Annotated in this window: 14 protein-coding genes and 1 pseudogene; 1 reads left to right on the plus strand and 14 read right to left on the minus strand. The window is 67.7% G+C overall.

Features of this window, described 5'->3' with window-relative positions; genetic code table 11:
• Positions 1-58: 58 nt before the first annotated feature.
• The 11 genes and pseudogenes from AB0I66_RS35805 to AB0I66_RS35855 all read right to left on the minus strand — a co-directional run bounded on the left by AB0I66_RS35805 (position 59) and on the right by AB0I66_RS35855 (position 12,872).
• Positions 59-1,795, minus strand: coding sequence for a glycoside hydrolase family 18 protein (locus tag AB0I66_RS35805; protein ID WP_363212209.1), 1,737 nt, complete (start codon positions 1,793-1,795; stop codon positions 59-61).
• 212 nt (positions 1,796-2,007) lie between these two features.
• The gene (locus tag AB0I66_RS35810; protein WP_363212210.1) at positions 2,008-2,910 is read right to left on the minus strand and encodes an amidohydrolase family protein; all 903 of its coding nucleotides are present in this window, start codon (positions 2,908-2,910) and stop codon (positions 2,008-2,010) included.
• Positions 2,911-3,008: 98 nt separating this feature from the next.
• Positions 3,009-3,335, minus strand: coding sequence for a hypothetical protein (locus AB0I66_RS35815; RefSeq protein WP_363212211.1), 327 nt, complete (start codon positions 3,333-3,335; stop codon positions 3,009-3,011).
• A complete protein-coding gene (locus tag AB0I66_RS35820) occupies positions 3,326-3,643 on the minus strand; it encodes a hypothetical protein (protein WP_363212212.1) in 318 nt (105 codons plus the stop codon). The genes AB0I66_RS35815 and AB0I66_RS35820 overlap by 10 nt, the downstream gene beginning before the upstream one ends.
• A 978-nt stretch (positions 3,644-4,621) precedes the next feature.
• Positions 4,622-4,849, minus strand: a pseudogene (locus tag AB0I66_RS35825) (hypothetical protein); the annotation flags it as partial.
• A 1,297-nt stretch (positions 4,850-6,146) separates the two neighbouring features.
• Positions 6,147-6,668 (minus strand): hypothetical protein, encoded by a 522-nt coding sequence (locus AB0I66_RS35830; RefSeq protein WP_363212213.1) that lies wholly within the window; start codon positions 6,666-6,668, stop codon positions 6,147-6,149.
• A gap of 67 nt (positions 6,669-6,735) precedes the next feature.
• On the minus strand, positions 6,736-8,160 hold the full coding sequence (locus tag AB0I66_RS35835; protein WP_363212214.1) for an FG-GAP-like repeat-containing protein: 1,425 nt from the start codon (positions 8,158-8,160) through the stop codon (positions 6,736-6,738).
• Between the two features lie 329 nt (positions 8,161-8,489).
• The gene (locus tag AB0I66_RS35840; protein ID WP_363212215.1) at positions 8,490-10,049 is read right to left on the minus strand and encodes an MDR family MFS transporter; all 1,560 of its coding nucleotides are present in this window, start codon (positions 10,047-10,049) and stop codon (positions 8,490-8,492) included.
• A gap of 112 nt (positions 10,050-10,161) precedes the next feature.
• The gene (locus tag AB0I66_RS35845) at positions 10,162-10,869 is read right to left on the minus strand and encodes a TetR family transcriptional regulator (protein WP_363212217.1); all 708 of its coding nucleotides are present in this window, start codon (positions 10,867-10,869) and stop codon (positions 10,162-10,164) included.
• A gap of 126 nt (positions 10,870-10,995) precedes the next feature.
• Positions 10,996-11,574: a DUF6328 family protein gene (locus AB0I66_RS35850; RefSeq protein ID WP_363212218.1), complete on the minus strand. Its 579-nt coding sequence runs from the start codon at positions 11,572-11,574 to the stop codon at positions 10,996-10,998.
• 287 nt (positions 11,575-11,861) lie between these two features.
• A complete protein-coding gene (locus tag AB0I66_RS35855) occupies positions 11,862-12,872 on the minus strand; it encodes a helix-turn-helix domain-containing protein (protein WP_363212219.1) in 1,011 nt (336 codons plus the stop codon).
• Between the two features lie 221 nt (positions 12,873-13,093).
• On the opposite strand from AB0I66_RS35855, the gene AB0I66_RS35860 reads away from it, so the two are divergent.
• Positions 13,094-13,501, plus strand: a complete 408-nt coding sequence (locus AB0I66_RS35860) for a VOC family protein (protein ID WP_363212220.1) — start codon at positions 13,094-13,096, stop codon at positions 13,499-13,501.
• A 104-nt stretch (positions 13,502-13,605) separates the two neighbouring features.
• On the opposite strand, the gene AB0I66_RS35865 is transcribed toward AB0I66_RS35860, so the two are convergent.
• The 3 genes from AB0I66_RS35865 to AB0I66_RS35875 form a co-directional block, all read right to left on the minus strand.
• Positions 13,606-14,358 carry a GNAT family protein gene (locus tag AB0I66_RS35865; RefSeq protein ID WP_363212221.1) on the minus strand — a complete coding sequence of 251 codons (753 nt, stop codon included), beginning with the start codon at positions 14,356-14,358 and terminating at the stop codon, positions 13,606-13,608.
• A 104-nt stretch (positions 14,359-14,462) separates the two neighbouring features.
• A complete protein-coding gene (locus AB0I66_RS35870; protein WP_363212222.1) occupies positions 14,463-15,593 on the minus strand; it encodes a DUF475 domain-containing protein in 1,131 nt (376 codons plus the stop codon).
• A 216-nt stretch (positions 15,594-15,809) separates the two neighbouring features.
• On the minus strand, positions 15,810-16,211 hold the full coding sequence (locus AB0I66_RS35875) for a hypothetical protein (RefSeq protein WP_363212223.1): 402 nt from the start codon (positions 16,209-16,211) through the stop codon (positions 15,810-15,812).
• Positions 16,212-16,291: the final 80 nt, after the last annotated feature.

The raw sequence follows: 16,291 nt of genomic DNA on the forward strand, positions 1-16,291 counted from the left end.
GGGTGAGGTGGTCGAGGGCGGGTCGGGGGGTGGTTCCTCCGACCCGCCAAATCGTGCGTTAGGGGAGGCTGTGCACCTTCGGGCCGACGGAGTTCGCCCATGCGTTGCCCGCTGTCGCGTCCCAGTTCGTGGACCACGTCATGGCGCCGCGCAGGGCGGGGTAGGTCTTCGAGGGCTTGAAGGTGCCGCAGCCGGTGCCGCGGGTGAGGCAGTCCAGGGCGTTGTTCACGACCGAGGGGGCCACGTATCCGCTGCCCGCGCCGCGCGTCGACGCCGGGACGCCGATCCCGACCTGCGAGGGATCGAGGCCGCCCTCCAGCTGGATGCAGGCGAGCGCGGTGAGGAAGTCGACCGAGCCCTGGCTGTAGACCTTGCCGTCACAGCCCAGCATCGAACCGCTGTTGTAGTACTGCATGTTGACGACCGTGAGGATGTCCTTCACGTTCAGCGCCGTCTGGAAGTAGCCGCCGGACGTCGACTGCATGTCGATGGTCTGGGGCGCCATCGTGAGCACCATGTTCGGGCCCGCCTTCGCGGAGAGCTGGCGCAGCGCCTTGGTCATATAGGTGGGGTTGAGGCCGTTCTCCAGGTCGATGTCGACGCCGTTGAACCCGTACTCCTGCATCAGCGCGTAGGCGCTGTTGGCGAACGCGGTCGCGGAGGCGTCGCTGTTGACGGAGATGGTGCCCTTCTCGCCGCCGACCGAGAGGATCACTGACTTGCCCGCGGCCTTCTTCGCGGCGATGTCCGCCTTGAAGTCGGCGGTGGAGGCATAACCGACGGCCGGGTCGAGGTTGAAGGTGATCTGGCCCTGCGTGGTGGTGGCGTCGGCGAAGGACACGGCGATGATGTCGTACTGCGAGGAGACGTCCCGCAGCTTCTGCACGGTCGCGCCGTTGTCGAAGTTCTGCCAGTAGCCGGTCAGCGCGTGCTTGGGCACGGTGCCGCCGTCCCCGCCGCCGCCCTTGGGGGTCCGTACGGACACCGACGTCGACTTCGCGGACTCCCCCGCCGCGTTCGTGGCGCTCACCTGGAAGGTGTAGGTGGTCTCCGGCGTGAGTCCGGTGACGGTCGTGGAGGCGCCGCCGGGTGAGGCGACCTTGGTGCCGTCTCGGTAGACGGTGTATCCGGTGGCCGTGGACACCGGGGTCCAGGACAAGTCCACCGACGTGGATGTCGTCGTGCCCGCCTTGAGGCCCGCCGGCACCGCCGGTATCTCCACCGGGTCGGTGCCGCCGCCCCCGTCGGGACCAAGGACGCTCACATCGTCCACGTAGTACGCGCTCTGCCCGTACCAGCCGTGTGTGTACACGGTCACCGACGTGGTGTTCGCGCCGGTGGTGAAGCTGGTGGAGAGCTGCTGCCAGGAGGTGTTGCCCGGCGTCCAGGTCGATACGTCGGTGGTGCCTGTGCCGCGGGCACCCAGGTAGGCGTAGCTGCCCTGCACCCAACTGCTCAGCTTGTACGCGGAGTTGGGCTTGACGGTCACGATCTGGGAACACTCGGCGTTGCTCTGACCGGCGGGGGTGGCCTTGAGCGCCTTGGCGCCGCCGTGCACGGGCGAGGTGACAGCGGCACCGCTGTTCGCGGAGCACGTCCAGTTACTCAGGTCCGACTCGAACCCGGCGTTCTTGGCCACGTTGACGTCGGCCGCCTTGGCGTCCGCCGCCGTGGTGTCCGCCGACTGCGCGGGCGCGGCGAGCGCGGTGACGGCGAGCACGGCAGCGGCGCCGACGGCGATGGCCGCGCCGCATCTCTGGCGAACGCCAGCTCTGCCCTTACGTACACGGTCCACGGAATGCCTCCAGGGGAGAAGCGAAGGACGAAGGTGAGAGCCGGTGGCCACCGCTACTGTGCGCAAAGCTGGTCCAGACCAATCGAGTTGTCAAGACCTCTGGCAAAGCCAACCGCCCGCGGAGCAAGAAAGCCGCCCCCTGGCGCCTTCCGTGGGAGAGGTCAGGCAGTGCGGCATGGCGTGGCGTGGATCGCCTGGGCTGACTGACGACGTCAGAGACTGAACAGATCTGCCGCATTGTCATGGCACACGGCCCGCAGCCAGTCGCGCCCCAGTTCCAGACGTTCCAGAGCCTGGAGTTGATGAAGGTAGGGGTAGGGGATGTTGGGGAAGTCGGTGCCGAGCAGGATGCGGTCCCCGAGGTCGGCGAGACGCGGAAGGGCCTCGCGGGGGAAGGGCATGAAGCTGTCGGTGAAGTCGGTGAACGTCATCGTGGTGTCGAGACGTACCTGCTCGTATCGGTCGGCGAGATCGAGGAACTCCTCGTACTCGGGCATGCCCATGTGCGCGACGATCAGGCGCAGTCTGGGGTGACGGGCCAGAACCCGGGCGACGGACTCAGGGCCGGTGTGCTTGCCGGGAGCGGGTCCCGATCCGCAGTGCATGACCACAGGAATCCCGGCCTCGGCCAGCAGCCCCCATGCCGTCTGCAGCCGTTCGTCGGCCGGATCGTACGCGCCCACCTGAATGTGCGCCTTGAAGATCCGCGCACCGGCTTCGAGGGCCTCACGGACGTAAGTGCCGGTGTCGGCTTCGGGGTAAAGGGTGGCGGTGTGCAGGCAGCGGGGAGTGCGGTGGGCGAATTCGGCCGCCCAGCTGTTCAGCCACCGGGCCATGCCGGGTTTGTGGGGGTAGAGCATGGAGGTGAAAGCCCGCACGCCGAAATCGCGCAGCAGGGCCGCGCGCTCCGCTTCTTCCCGCCGATAGGTGATGGGCCAGGGACGGCCGCCGATCAGGGCACCACCGGTGTCGAAATAGTCCCAGACCTTGCGCAGAACCCGTTCGGGCATGAAGTGGGTGTGCACGTCGATCAGCCCGGGCAGACCGAGCCCGGTCCAGAAACTGCGGATGTCATCGGCCTCGCTGCTTACGGCCGTGCGGGGGGTGGTACTCATCTGGTGCTGCCTCCTTCGCGGATGGCGATGCCGGGACGCTGGCTGCCTGGCGGATGCGGCGCAAGGCCACACCCAACGGCCGGGCGCCGCACGGGCGTTCAACGCGCGTCCGGGCCGGCACCAGCGAACAGATCAAGGTGCGGAGCTTGATCACCGTCGCAGCCGTAGCGCTCGACGGTCAACCGCTTGCGATGACGCCTGCGGCGCACCGCAGTGACCAGGACGATGACAGCGCCCAGGCTGATCCCCAGGGCAGGCAGAGCCATGGCCAGGACCAACCAGCCCGCCAACGCGACGAGCCCTTCGGCCTCCCCCACGGCATTCCGGGACAGCGCGTGGGACGAGCATGTGATCGCGTAGTCGCCTGCCTGCGACACCTCGATGGTGGAGAGCGGCGTCCAGGTCGCATCCCGGGTCAGGAACACATCGGCTCCCGGTTCTGTGAGACGCGGGGCACCGGGCCGGTGATGTCGCACTCCGGACCAGGCGATGGGCCCGGATACTTCACCCAGATCGTCCTCTGACTCTCCGGCGTGAGCTGCAGGGTGATGGTTTCCCCGTTGGCGAACGGGTCGTCGGTGTCCACCGCGTCGATCGCCTCGGCGAATTGGCGCAATCCGATGGTCACGCCCAGCACGATCAGTACGACGGCGACGCCGACCGCGGTGAGATACCAGTGACGGCCGGGCCTCAAGTCACTCGTCGCTATTCGCGGACGCGGGGAGGTCTGCATCGGCACACCTTAGACCGCCCGCACTTTCGGCCCGGCGAGCCAACCTCACTCCGGAGGATCGTCCGAGCCTCCGAAGTCCGGGCTGGTGAAGTCAGGGCTGGTGTAGCTCGGGCGAGGTGACGCAGCGGAGCCGGGGCCCTCGCCGGGAGTGGCAGGACCCGGACGGTGATAGCCGAGACTCGGGATGCGGCTGGTGTTGGTGTCCCGGCGCGAGTGAGCCGGAGTGGGATCGGAGAGGGCCTGTTGCAAGAAGGGCATGATGCCGCGTTCACGCAGGGCTTCTTGCCAGGCCTCTCTGGCGCGGTTCAGTTCCTCGTTCGCCTGGCTCTCCTGGGTGCCCGCGGCCGCCCAGGCAGGCTGGCCACGGCTGCGCACAGCGGATGACAGCAGGAGCAGCAACACAGCGGCGACAAGCGCGGCAGCAGCCACGGCTGACAGAAGCCACCCGACAGAGATCAGGGTGCGGGCGGCACCCGACCCGGCGTGCACCATCTTGAGGACGAGGCCGACAAGGAAGAAAAGCACGGCAGCACAACCGGAAAGGATGGGGATGAGCACGGCGGCAACAGCGAACATCCCGGCACCGGCTTCCTCACGCACCGATGCTGGTGCTGCGCGCTGGGCCCAAAGTGGGCGACCGGCCCCCGACTTCACGAAGGCTCGGGTCGTTTGCGCCCTCCTTGATGCCTCGGGTCGTGCCGAGGCCTCTGGTCGTACACGCAGGCCAAGCAGCGCTGCCAGCAGACGGCTGCCGTAGGACATCTCGGACCAGCGCTGCGGGGCAACTGCAACGTGGGCCGGACCGCCGCCCTGACGGCTTACACCCAAGACCGCTGCCGCGTATCGGTGCCCCCGGGCCACCGGGCGGCCGGTGAGCGGGTGTGTGTCGGGCGGAAAGTGCGCGGTCTGGGCAGGGCCAGGTGCCGAACCCGTATCAGTGGGCGAACGCCTCTCGCTCGCAGACTCGTACGCGCGTCCAGGGGAGCGCAGTTCTTCGCGCAGTCGCACATAGTGCTCGTACTCGGCTGCCGCAGCCGCCGTGATGATGGCGCTGGAGGACAGGGCCATGGTGCGCAGTTGCTCGGCAAGAAGCGGCTGGCCCGCAGCGGCCAGTTCCGGTCGGTGGGGCGCGTCGATCAATGCGTCGTCGAGGATCCGCTCAAACTCCGGGCGATCTTCGTTCAGGAGGTGCGGAGCAGGCCTCATACCCCCTCCTCACCGATCGTCGGCCCCTGCTGCCATCGTCGCGCGCTTGGAGCATCAAATCCAGGTCGAGTGCCATCGGCGGGGTCAGCAGGTACGGCGGGGGTGTCCCCGGGGCCCGTCGGATTCGGTAGCTGTGTCCGATCTGCGTCCACGTCGCTGGATGCACCCTCGGGCATCCGCGCGTCTGCGACCGGCGCCGGCGCTGGTGCTCGCGCCGTCGGCATCGGCCGTGCACGGGCGGGAGAGTCTTGTGCCGAGGCGGGGAGTGCTCCTTCAGCGGGTTCGGGGGCAGGATTCGTTCTGGCGGGAGGAGAAGCGTATGGCGACACCGCGGCTGCCGCGTCGGATTCCCTCCTTGCCCCGGCGTCGCCCGCACTGCCCCCGCCGACGGCGTCGACGGTTGCAGGCGCCCCGGTCGCCCCGGGCTCCTCCGTGGCCCCAGCCGTTTGGGGATCGCCCGTCACCGCCTCGTTCACCGACTGGATGCGGCCGAGCTGGGTGAGCAGCATGGGCGCTGACAAACCGACGACGAGGGCGGCGTACGAACCGCTGATCTGACCGGTGGTCCCGAACAGCACCGCGGCCCCGGCACCCATCGCGCCGTGCACGACGGCCGCGACGATGTCGACCGAGGGGTCGAAGTACCCCTGGAACTGAGGCGCTTGCCCTGACGCAACCCCCGCTGCGTTCAACTGTCGATAGGCGCGGCGGTCAGCCTGCCAGGACACGAAGCGGGTATACACATCCAGGGCACCCCGCAACAGTCCTCCCGCCGCCCCTAAAAGGATCAACGTCGGGACGGTCACGGTCTCCCCCGGGAAACGGCGCGGACGCCTGGACGCGATCTCAAGGCCACCAGACGAGAGTAGAGTCGCCTGCCAGCCTCAGGGAAGGGCCTCACGACCCCCGGTTAGGCTCAACTGCCCGTCCCGCAACGCGGATCGGCATACGTAACGGGGCGCGGGCACACCCTCGCAACTCCCGTACAGGGATACGACGGCGGGCCTCCTCCGCTTCTGCATAAAACGCGGGCGTCGTAAATCGTGGCCGGGTCGAGCTACAAAGCATGGGCGTGGCCCTGGCCGCCGGTAAGCCAGCCCGCAGCTGGTGCGGCTGGGCCCGTGGTGGGACCGGACAGGCTCATTCACCCTCCGGAGATCGATGAGGCTTACCCAGGCGTCGTGGTCCTGCACGCAGCTGACCACAGTGAGCCGGCCGACGGTGACGATCACAGGCTCGTTCGTGCGGAAGTCGGGTATCGGACCGTCGCTCTGCCCCTCTTTCCGGGAGTGTGTATTCATACGCTGCCAGTGCTCTTATGCCAGTACGCCGCACTCTTCGAGGTCTGCTTGATCACCTCGTCAGGGGTCGGCGGGGCGGGCCAGAATTGCAGCAGATAGCGGTCGATGATGCTCCCGCCCTCGAGGACAGCGAGCTCCTGGTCGACGGTCAGGTCCATGGCGCTTGCGCTGTAGCGCACGCGATGTGGGACCACGGCCAATTTCACTGTGCAGAGAGGCCCCTCGCCCCACGGCGTGAGGACCGCCGAGGCAGAGGCGGGATGAAACGGCGCTTCCACGACGTCTTCCCACGCCTCGTCGAGCATCGGCATGCTCTCGTGTACTTCGACGGTCAGGCCCACGCGGCCGGTGTGCAGGCCGGTGGTCAAGAAGAGGTGGCCCGGCACGGCAGCACCGCACAGGCCATTGTTCTGTCCGGCGCGGCTATCGGACATCGGTCCGTCGAAAACCTCAGGCCGGCTCTCCACGTAGAACTGCCGATAGCTGACGCGCAGCGCGCCGTCGTACACCGTGAGCATGCCAACCGCCTCTCGATATCTACTCGGGTTGGCACCCTTAGAGATGGCGCCCGGTGGGCCACTCAACTCAGTCGTGCAGGCTCTCCCCGAACCGCGAGCCCTTGGCGAGGCCGAAGTCGGCTGAGCTGAGGGACTTGGAGCCAGAGCCGGTGAGGCCGGACGACGTGCCGGGCAAGGTCCACAGGCCACCGCTGCGGTCATTCTCGAAGGAGGCGGTCACCGCCAGGTCGCCCTTGCCGTTGTTGTCGTAGTCGGCGATCCGAACCTGTGCACCGAAGAGGTCCCCGGCCTCGGCGGCACCCGGAACACCCGTGGTGTCCTGGGAAATGCGCACCACTGCGGACTGCGACACACCCGAAGCCGAGCCGCGGAACACGGTCACGTCGCCGGCGTTGTCCAGGTCGCCGAGCTGTTCGCCGTTGGCGCCCACCACCAGTTCGGCCTTTCCGTCACCGGTGATGTCACCGATTTCCACCGAGGCGCCCCAGTTGTCGCCGTCCTCGTTGGCACCGGGCACGCCAGTGCTGTTCTGGTGCAGGGTCACCGGGTCGCCGAAGCCCGTTCGGCTGCCGTAGCGGACGGTGACATAGCCGGAGCCGTCGCTGGGGTCGTCGACGGAGAAGAACTGAGGCCAGGTGAGGGAGGTGGCCATGTCGTCGAAGCCGTCACCGTTGATGTCGCCGAGAGCGACGGCGGTGTCGCCGTCGGACACGCGCTGAATCCGGTTCGGACTACCCTCCTGGCCCGTGAAGATGTCGGTGCCCGGGCGTCCGGTTCCTGCGTCGCCGGTCACCGCGAGGTCGTCCCTGCCGTCCCCGTTGACGTCGCCCACGGCAGCCTCCGTGTACCGCAGGCCCGAACCAGAGCCCGACAGGTGGTACGACGGCGTGGGCTTGCTGTCCCGGGCGAGGCCGCCCTTGTACACGGCGATCGCGCCCGGCTCGATCACCGCAAGGTCCGCGCCGCTGTCGCCGGTGAAGTCACCCACCGCGACGTCGTAGCCGTGGGCCTGGTGCTGTTGTGCGTTCTCCACGGTGGTCGTGGTGCTGCTGGTGAACGGCTTCACGCCGCCCCACAGGATGGTGACGCTGCCCTGGCCTTCGTAGGTCTCCACGTCTTCGCCGTCGGCGCCCACGACGAGGTCCGCGTATCCGTCACCGTCCAGGTCGCCGCTGGCCAGCGAGATCCCGAAATGGTCACTGTCTTCCGGCGTGCCCGGCACCCCGGCGGAACTCTGGGTGAGAGCGACCTTCTGGGTCGTCAGACCGTCGGCCGCCCCCAAAGCCACGACCACCTCCCCGGCGGCCTCCGCTCCGTTGACGGTCTTGTACGGCGCACCGATGGCGATGTCCCGGTGCCCGTCACCGTTGAAGTCATCGGCGAGCTTGGCAGGAGCAGCGGCCGCGGGTGCCACGGGGCCAACGGCGAGCAGACCACCGGTCAGCGTGGTGACGGCCGCGGCGGCAACAACGGTGCGGAAGGGCAGGGGCATGAAGTTCTCTCCTTGGAGCCGTGCTGAACGATGCCGTAGACGGTTCAAGGGGTCGAAGGGTTGTACGAGACATGCGATACGGACGGGGCCGCACGTGACTCCCCGGAGAGTCGTACCGCCCGGCTACTTGCCCATGTGGCCAGCGCTGGCCCCGTATTCCCGAAGTTGACCTCGGACCGAGTGTGATCGGCGACCACGTCATGGCACCGTACTGAGCGAGCCGGGACCAGCTGTGCACCGCCGTCGGACACTCCGACGGCGGTGCACAGGTGGGCCTGGGACCAGCTCCGTGCCGGCCCGCTCGCGTTGTTCAGACAGCCATCCCGCAGTTAATCAACCGGCGACGCTGCCGGCGCGTCGGAAGCCGCGTCGGACTCCTGCGCGAGGCGCTCCATGCCGCTCGTGTTCTTCAGCGGCTTTTCCTTGATGAACAGGACCGCGATCAGCGCGAGCAGCGCGAACGGTGTGGCCACCAGGAACAGATCGCCTGTGGCGACGCCGTACGCGTGCTCCACGATCTCCCGCATCGGGGCCGGCAGCGTGGTCATGTCGGGCACGCCGTGACCCGCGGCCTGGCCGGTGCCGGCCGGGACGCCCGCCTGATCCAGGCCCTTGGTCATCTCGGTGGCGACGCGGTTGGCGAGGATCGCGCCGAGAACGCTGGTGCCGATGGTGCCGCCCAGGCTGCGGAAGAAGGACAACACCGAGGTGGCGGCGCCCAGTTCAGAGGCGGGTACGTCGTTCTGTGCGGCCAGGACGAGGTTCTGCATCAGCATGCCGACGCCGATGCCCATGACCACCATGAAGACGCTGAGCAGACCGAAGTGCGTGTTCGCGTCGATGGTGGAGAGCAGGCCCAGGCCCACGGTCATGGCGACGCCGCCGATGACCAGGTAGATCTTCCAGCGGCCGGTGGCGCTGATGAGCTGCCCCGCGACCGTGGAGGAGACGAGCAGGCCGAGAATCATCGGCAGGCTCATCAAGCCCGCGACCGTCGGCGACTTTCCGAGGGACACCTGGAAGTACTGGGAGAGGAAGACGGTGCCGCCGAACATCGCCAGGCCGACCAGCAAGCTCGCCAGCGTGGTCAGCGAGACGGTGCGGTTGCGGAAGATGCCCAGCGGGATGATCGGCTCGGCGACCCGCGATTCCACGTAGACGGCGGCCACAAGCAGCGCCACTCCCCCGCAGACCAGGGCGGCCGTCTGCCAGGACGCCCAGTCGAACTGGTTGCCCGCGAGCGAGACCCAGATGAGCAGCGCGCAGACGCCCGCCACGATCAGGAACGCGCCCAGGAAGTCGATCTTCGCCTCGCGGCGGACTGTGGGCAGCTTCAGGGTGCGCTGCAGCAGCACGATGGCGAGCAGCGCGAAGGGTACGCCGATGAAGAAGCACCAGCGCCAGCCCAGCCACGACGTGTCCACCAGGACGCCGCCGATGAGCGGCCCGGCCACCGTGCCGACGGCGAAGACGGCACCGAAGATGCCCGCGTACTTACCGAGCCTGCGCGGCGGGATGATGGCCGCCATCACGACCTGCGCGAGGGCCGTGAGGCCGCCGGCCCCGATGCCCTGGGCGACGCGGCTGAAGATCAGCAGCCCGACGTCGTGGGAGAAGCCGGCAAGGAGCGAGCCGACCACGAACATGCCCAGGGAGAGCTGGAGCAGCAGTTTCTGGTTGTACAGGTCGGAGAGCTTGCCCCACAGCGGCACGGTGGCCGTCATCGCCAGGAGTTCGGCGGTGACCACCCAGGTGTAGGAGGCCTGGCTGGCTCCGAGGTCGGCAATGATCCGCGGCAGTGCGTTGGAGACCACGGTCCCGGCGAGGATGGCGACGAACATGCCCGCCATCAGCCCGGACATGGCCTGGAGTATCTGCCGATTGGACATGGAAGTCGAAGGCGCCTCTTGAGGCACCGCTGTTGCAGTCACATCGTCTCTTTCAGAGTTCAACGCTGGGCCCCTCACGCGCAGGAGGCTCCAGAAAAAAATGCCGATCCGGTCAACGTCGCCTGGACCTGGCCGTCGGTGGCGGCTGGGGCAGGCCGGCCGCCAGGTGGTCGAACACCTCCAGGAAGACGTCCTCGAAGGCCGCCTCGTCCTGGTGCACACACCAGTGCTCCACCGCGATCCGAACGGCCGAGGTCCCGACGGCAGCCACCAGTCGTGGGTACAGCCCCAGCGCTCGTCGTCGCTGCTGGGCCTCGGCCTCCGTGTTCTCCGCACGATTCTCGGAGAACGAGGGCGAGCCGGCGCCGATCCGCTCGGCGACGGCTTCGGCCAGGCCGAGCTCGTCTGCCATGTGGGCCCCGATACTGCGCGCGAGGAGTTCGGGAGACCGCCGCAGCACTTCGGCGTGCAGACGCCACAGCTCCTGCTGCTGCTCGATCTCCTGCAGTTCGAACGCCATCGCGTCGCGGAGCGCGACGAGCGGTGAGAGCTCGCGTGGCGCCTCGAGCACCGCATCACGGACCCGGGCACTCGCCTCCGCTCCGACCAGGACGAAGACCTCGTCCCGGGAATCGAAGTAGTTGAAGAAGGTGCGTGGCGAAACGCCCGCGGCCTCGCTGATCGCGTCGACGGTGGTGTGCTCCACCCCGCGCTCCGCGGCGATCCGTACCGCCGCCTCTACCAGAGCAGCCCGCGTCGCCCGCTTCTTGCGCTCTCGCCAACTGCCCGTGACAGCCCTCTCCTCATCCACATGTTGCATGCTACGCAAAAATGCAGAGTCTGCAAAATGTGTAGGGAGCAGGTGCCTGCTCGCGGACAGCCCCTGCGCTGGAGCGCAGGGGCTGTCATCCGGGAGCGGTGGTTGGTGCCGCATCGGCACTCACTTCTAGGGCTGCACGACGACCTCGCCATTGCGGCGTGCGGCGGCGCGGCGGCGCAGGCGCATCGGCAGCACGTACCAGCAGAACCCGAACCAGAGCATGACCGCGCCGACCAGCACCTCGGCCAACACACCAGGGACCACAAGGCGCAGGATCAGCAGGAGCGTGCAGCCGATGGTCAGGGCAAGGAGCACCATGCCGCAGATCATCAGACGGCCTGCGGCTTCGACCACCTCATCCTTCATGCGTTGGCCGGACAGGAAGCGGTGGATGGATACCGGCGCTATCAATGAACCAGTCGCTGACGCACCTAGAACGACAGTGACGACGTAGATGACTCGATCGAACGTACCCAGCTCCCGAAAGAGGGGCGTGAAGGCCACACTGAGCAGAAATCCGAAAAGGATTTGCACGCCAGTCTGAGCGACCCGGGTCTCCTGGAGAATTTCGTTCCAGCGTCTGTTGACTCTTTGGCGTGCATTCTCCGGCGGTTCGCCGCCGCTTGTGCCGCCGTCAGATTCCCGGCGCCCAAGACAGGTTGGGATTTGTTGTGCGCGCTCAACCGACGGCTCCGCCATGGTCATGGTTTCCTCCTGATCCAGAAACCACGAATGCCCCGGGGCTGTTTTTTCATGCCTCGGGGCATTCCGAACCGGAGCGTGTGCACAGCCAAGTGCCCTGGTCAGGGACGGGGGTGGCCCTGCTCAGGGTCGTCGGCGGGGGTCTGCCAGGTGATGCCGCGCTGGGTTTCACCGCTGGCCGGGCGAGCGGTGCTGTGAGTAGACGTATCGCGCGTGTACCCGTTCGACGCCGAAAATGCTTCTGTCAACGGGCCCTCTTGCCGAGCTTTGAGGCAATGCTCGGGAGCCGCCTACGGCGCGGGCGGGTCGGTCGAAGGGGCGGGGCTCAGGATGGCCCGGGCCCGCGGGGTGTGGCGGTAGTGGACGTGTCGTCCGTGGCGTCGGCGTTGGACCAGGTCGGCGGCGAGGAGACGGGAGAGGTGGAAGGAGACCGTCGCGGGTGCCAGGTGGTGCAGCGTGGCCAGTGCCGTGGTGGTGCGCGGTTGGGCCAGACTGTGCAGGATCGCCAACCGGGTCGCGCCAAGGACCGGGGCTATACGGGGGTTGGTGTTATCCGAGGTGCCCATGGGGATGGCAAGTTGGGCTTGCCCGGGGCGCAGGGGTGCGTGCAGGCCGATGCGGTCCAGGTAGAGACTGGGGATGAGTGCGACGGGGTGTACTCCGGGGACCTCCCCGTCGTGGTCCGAGGTGACGGTCAGGGCGCCTTCCTCCCAGCGCAACGACGGATGCAGGGCCGCCAGGGCGCTGCCGAGTCCTTCACGGGCCGCGACGGAGGCATGCCGTTCGACGAAGCCCTCGAAGCTCGCAGTGGTCTGGGACCACTGCGGCGCCATCGCTTTCGTCCACAGCCAGTGCAGTTCGCGCGCAAGCCGTTCGCGCAAGTCGCTCTCGCCGACCTCGATCCGAGCGCGCACCTGCTCCTCGGCGCGCTCCAACTGCCCGTCTCCAAGCCAGGGACAGCGGCTGCTGCGTGCCTGTCCCCCGGCGAGGAAGGCGGTGAATTGCGTGCTCACCGTGCTCGTCGGCGTCGTCGCAAGGGCATGTAACTGGTCCTCGATCACCGGCAAGAAAGATCGTGGCGCCGGAGTGAGCAGTTCCGGAAGGTAGGCGGTATAGCCGCGCGCGACGGCCGCGAGCGTCGGCAGTCGGCCCGAGGACAGCAACGCCCTGACGTGGTGCAGCCTGGGCGGCGTCTTCGGCGCTTCGGCGACGGCGACCAGCGCCGCGGCCAACTCCCCCACCGGTGAAACCGCCCAGCGCAGACCGGCCAACCGTTCAGCCGGCATGTGCACGCGAATCACGGATTCGCTCTCCCTGTTCATCGACGACCCATTTACGCGGTTCGTCTCAAGCCAGCTTTCGAACCTGATCGAATCAACGCGTCAGGCACGCCCCTGGTTCCTACGATCCAAAGGCCTCAGCAGGAGAGGCGGCGACCGGCGATGCGTACTCATCGACAGCTGCACGGACCCGCCTCCCCCACCTGTTGCACCGTCACACACCAAAGGAAAGGCACGAGTTCGTGAGCCAGCAGATGATCTTTGTGAACCTCGCCACCCGCGACCTCGACGCATCCAAGAAGTTCTTCACCGAGCTGGGCTTCTCCGCCGACGACCAGTTCAGCGACGACACGACGGCCGCGATTCCGCTCAGCGACGCCATCCACGTAATGCTGCACGCTCACGAGAAGTACGCCGAGTTTACGAAGAAGCGGATCATCGATTCCACCACGTCGAGCGAGGTGCTTCTCGCGCTGAGCGCCACCAGCCGAGAGAAGGTCGACGAGCTCGTCGACAGAGCGATCGCGGCAGGCGGCTCGCCCAGCGGTGAGACTCAGGACCACGGCTACATGTACGGCCGTGCCTTCGACGACCTCGACGGGCACACCTGGGAGGTCATGTGGATGGACCCGACGGCGGGGCAGGAGTGACCATGGCCGAGCCGGCGCACTGGGGGCGCTGACTCGATGGGCGTACGTGCGGCGGTCCTTGGCCTTTGGCGGGGGCCGCCGCACGGGCACTCAAGGGGTCCCAGTTACGAGCCGAGGTCGGCCGCTGCCGAGCGGGCGGAGTGGGAGGCCGTGTCCATGAGCGCGCTCAGCGGGTGGCGCTGCCCGCCGTCCTCCCCGAAGTTCTCCGGCGCCAGCCAGGCGCGGAACGCCTCGCGCAGCAAGGGCCATTCACTGTCCACCACCGAGTACCAGGCCGTGTCCCGGTTGCGCCCCTTGTACACGACCGCCTGACGAAACACGCCCTCGAAAGTGAAGCCGAGCCGCTCGGCCGCCTTGCGCGACGGTGTGTTGAGCGCGTCGCACTTCCACTCGTAACGCCGATAGCCGAGCTTGTCGAAGGCGTAGGCCATCAGCAAGTACTGCGCCTCCGTGGAGAGGGCGGTGCGCTGCATCAAGGGTGAGAACACCACGTAGCCGACCTCGATGACCCCGTTGGCCGGGTCATGGCGCATCAGCGACAGGGTGCCGACCGCCCTGCCCGCCGTACGGTCGATCACCGCGTAGTGCAACGGGTCTGCGCTGCGGGCCGCGGCCTGCGCCCAACGGCGGTATCCCTCCTCGCTGTCGAAGGGCTCATCGGGCAGATAGGTCCAGTTCCGCCCGTCGGTCTCGGTCGCGTACGCCGCGTACAGGTCGGCAGCGTGCCGCTCGGCATCGAGCGGCTCGAGGCGGCAGTACGCGCCGTCCAAGTCGACCCGGGCCGGGGCCGCTCGGGCGGTCCAGCCTGGAAGTGGATCTCCGACGGGCTGGTCGTAGGCGTTGAGGCGTGAGGTCACAGGGTCTCCTTGATATCTGCTCTGGGGCGAGAGTACGTCCCGGCAGCGCCGTCGGCTGAGCCTGCAGGCCTGTAGACCGCGGACCTGCTGCTACGGCGTGGCTGTCAGCCCTGACTTCGGGTGACTCCGGTGCCGTTCTCTGCTGCCGCGAGCCTCTTGTTGCGGCGTACCGACGACCAGAACGACGAGGCGATCAGGATGACGCCGACGAGACCGGTGATGACCTCATTGATCTCGTATTGGATCGTCACCAGGAGGATGGCGGCGAGGGCGCCGATCGCGTAGTGCGCGCCGTGCTCCAGGTAGACGTAGTCGTCGAGGGTGCCCTGGCGGACCAGGTAGACGGTGAGTGAACGGACGTACATCGCGCCCGTGCCGAGACCCAGCGCCATGAGGACGATGTCGTTGGTGATGGCGAAGGCGCCGATGACGCCGTCGAAGGAGAACGAGGCGTCCAGGACCTCCAGGTAGAGGAACATGAAGAAGGCGGCCTTGCCGGCCAGTACTACCGCGGGCGCACCGCTGCCGCTCTTCTTGGCCTCGTTCTCGGCCTCCCGTTCACGCTCCTCCTCGTCCTCCAGGCGACGCTCGAAGAAGCCGGAGAGACCGCCCACGACGAGGTAGGTGATGAGGCCCGCGATGCCGGACAGGAGCACCGTCTCGGCCTTGTCCACGTGGGTGCCGCCGTGTTGGTGGGCGTGCGTGGCGACAGTCATCGCGGCGACCATGAGGACGATGAGCGCGATGCACACCGACAGCATGTCGATCTTCCCGAGCTTGGCGAGCGGGCGCTCGAGCCAGCCGAGCCACTTGATGTCACGGTCGGCGAAAATGAAATCGAGGAAGATCATCAGCAGGAACATGCCACCGAACGCGGCGATCGACGGGTGAGCGTCGGTCACCAGCTGCTGGTACTGGTCCTTGTCGTTGACCGCGAGGCGCACCGCCTCGATCGGGCCGATCTTGGCGCTGACCGCGACGATCAGGACGGGGAAGACCAGTCGCATGCCGAAGACGGCGATCAGCACACCGATGGTGAGGAAGATCTTCTGCCAGAAGGCGCTCATCTTCTTCAGGATTCCGGCGTTGATCACCGCGTTGTCGAACGACAGCGAGATCTCCAGGACCGCCAGGATCGCCACGATCCCGATGGCCGTCCATCCGCCGTAGAACACCGCCGCGACCAGGCCGAGCGCGGTGACCGCGAACGACCAGCCGAACGTTTTCAAAACCACTGGCTTCTCTCTCATGGGACGTCGGGCCGGGGTGTCACAGCGCCGGGAAGCGGTTCATCGAACGCTCTCGGACTCTGATCACCAACGCTTCCCTCACCTGGTGCCCTTTCGCGGCGCTTCACACTCCCGCCCTTGGTCCTGCCGCCAGGTGCCGCTGCCCGTTCCAGCCGCTCCCAGGCCCGTCTCGTGGCAGGTCGTCGGCCGGCGGCCCACATGTCAGATGGCGGGCTGATCGGGGTCGCAGCTGGCGCGGCGCAGGCCGATGGTGCGCAGCGCGGCGCGCAGGGCGGCTTCGTCTCCGTGCCGGACGGTGTGGACCTTGCCCTCGGCTTCTTCGAGTAAGCGCGAGGGGAGGGGAGGTTCCGCCGAGACGTGCCAGATGACGCCGCTGGGAGGATCCAGGTTGCGCAGCTCGCGAAACGCCGCGGCAAGCTCTGCCGGGGTCCCGGGGGCAGCGGTGTCGATGACGACGATGTCCGGGAGCAGGGCTCTTGCCTGAGCCAGCGCCACCGATGGGCTGGCGGCGTGGGAGATCACTCGGTAGTGCGGGCCGTGATGGACCAGCGGGCGCAAGGACCTGATCATGTCGTCGTCGGCTACAAGCAGCACGGTCATCATGCAGCCAGCATGCTTCCAAGTGCTCTCCACCGCCTGCCCGTGGCCGGGGCCCGCAGTGGTGCGAGCCAGCGCACGGCCCG

The sequence above is a fragment of the Streptomyces sp. NPDC050439 genome (assembly GCF_040655335.1).
Lineage (GTDB): Bacteria > Actinomycetota > Actinomycetes > Streptomycetales > Streptomycetaceae > Streptomyces.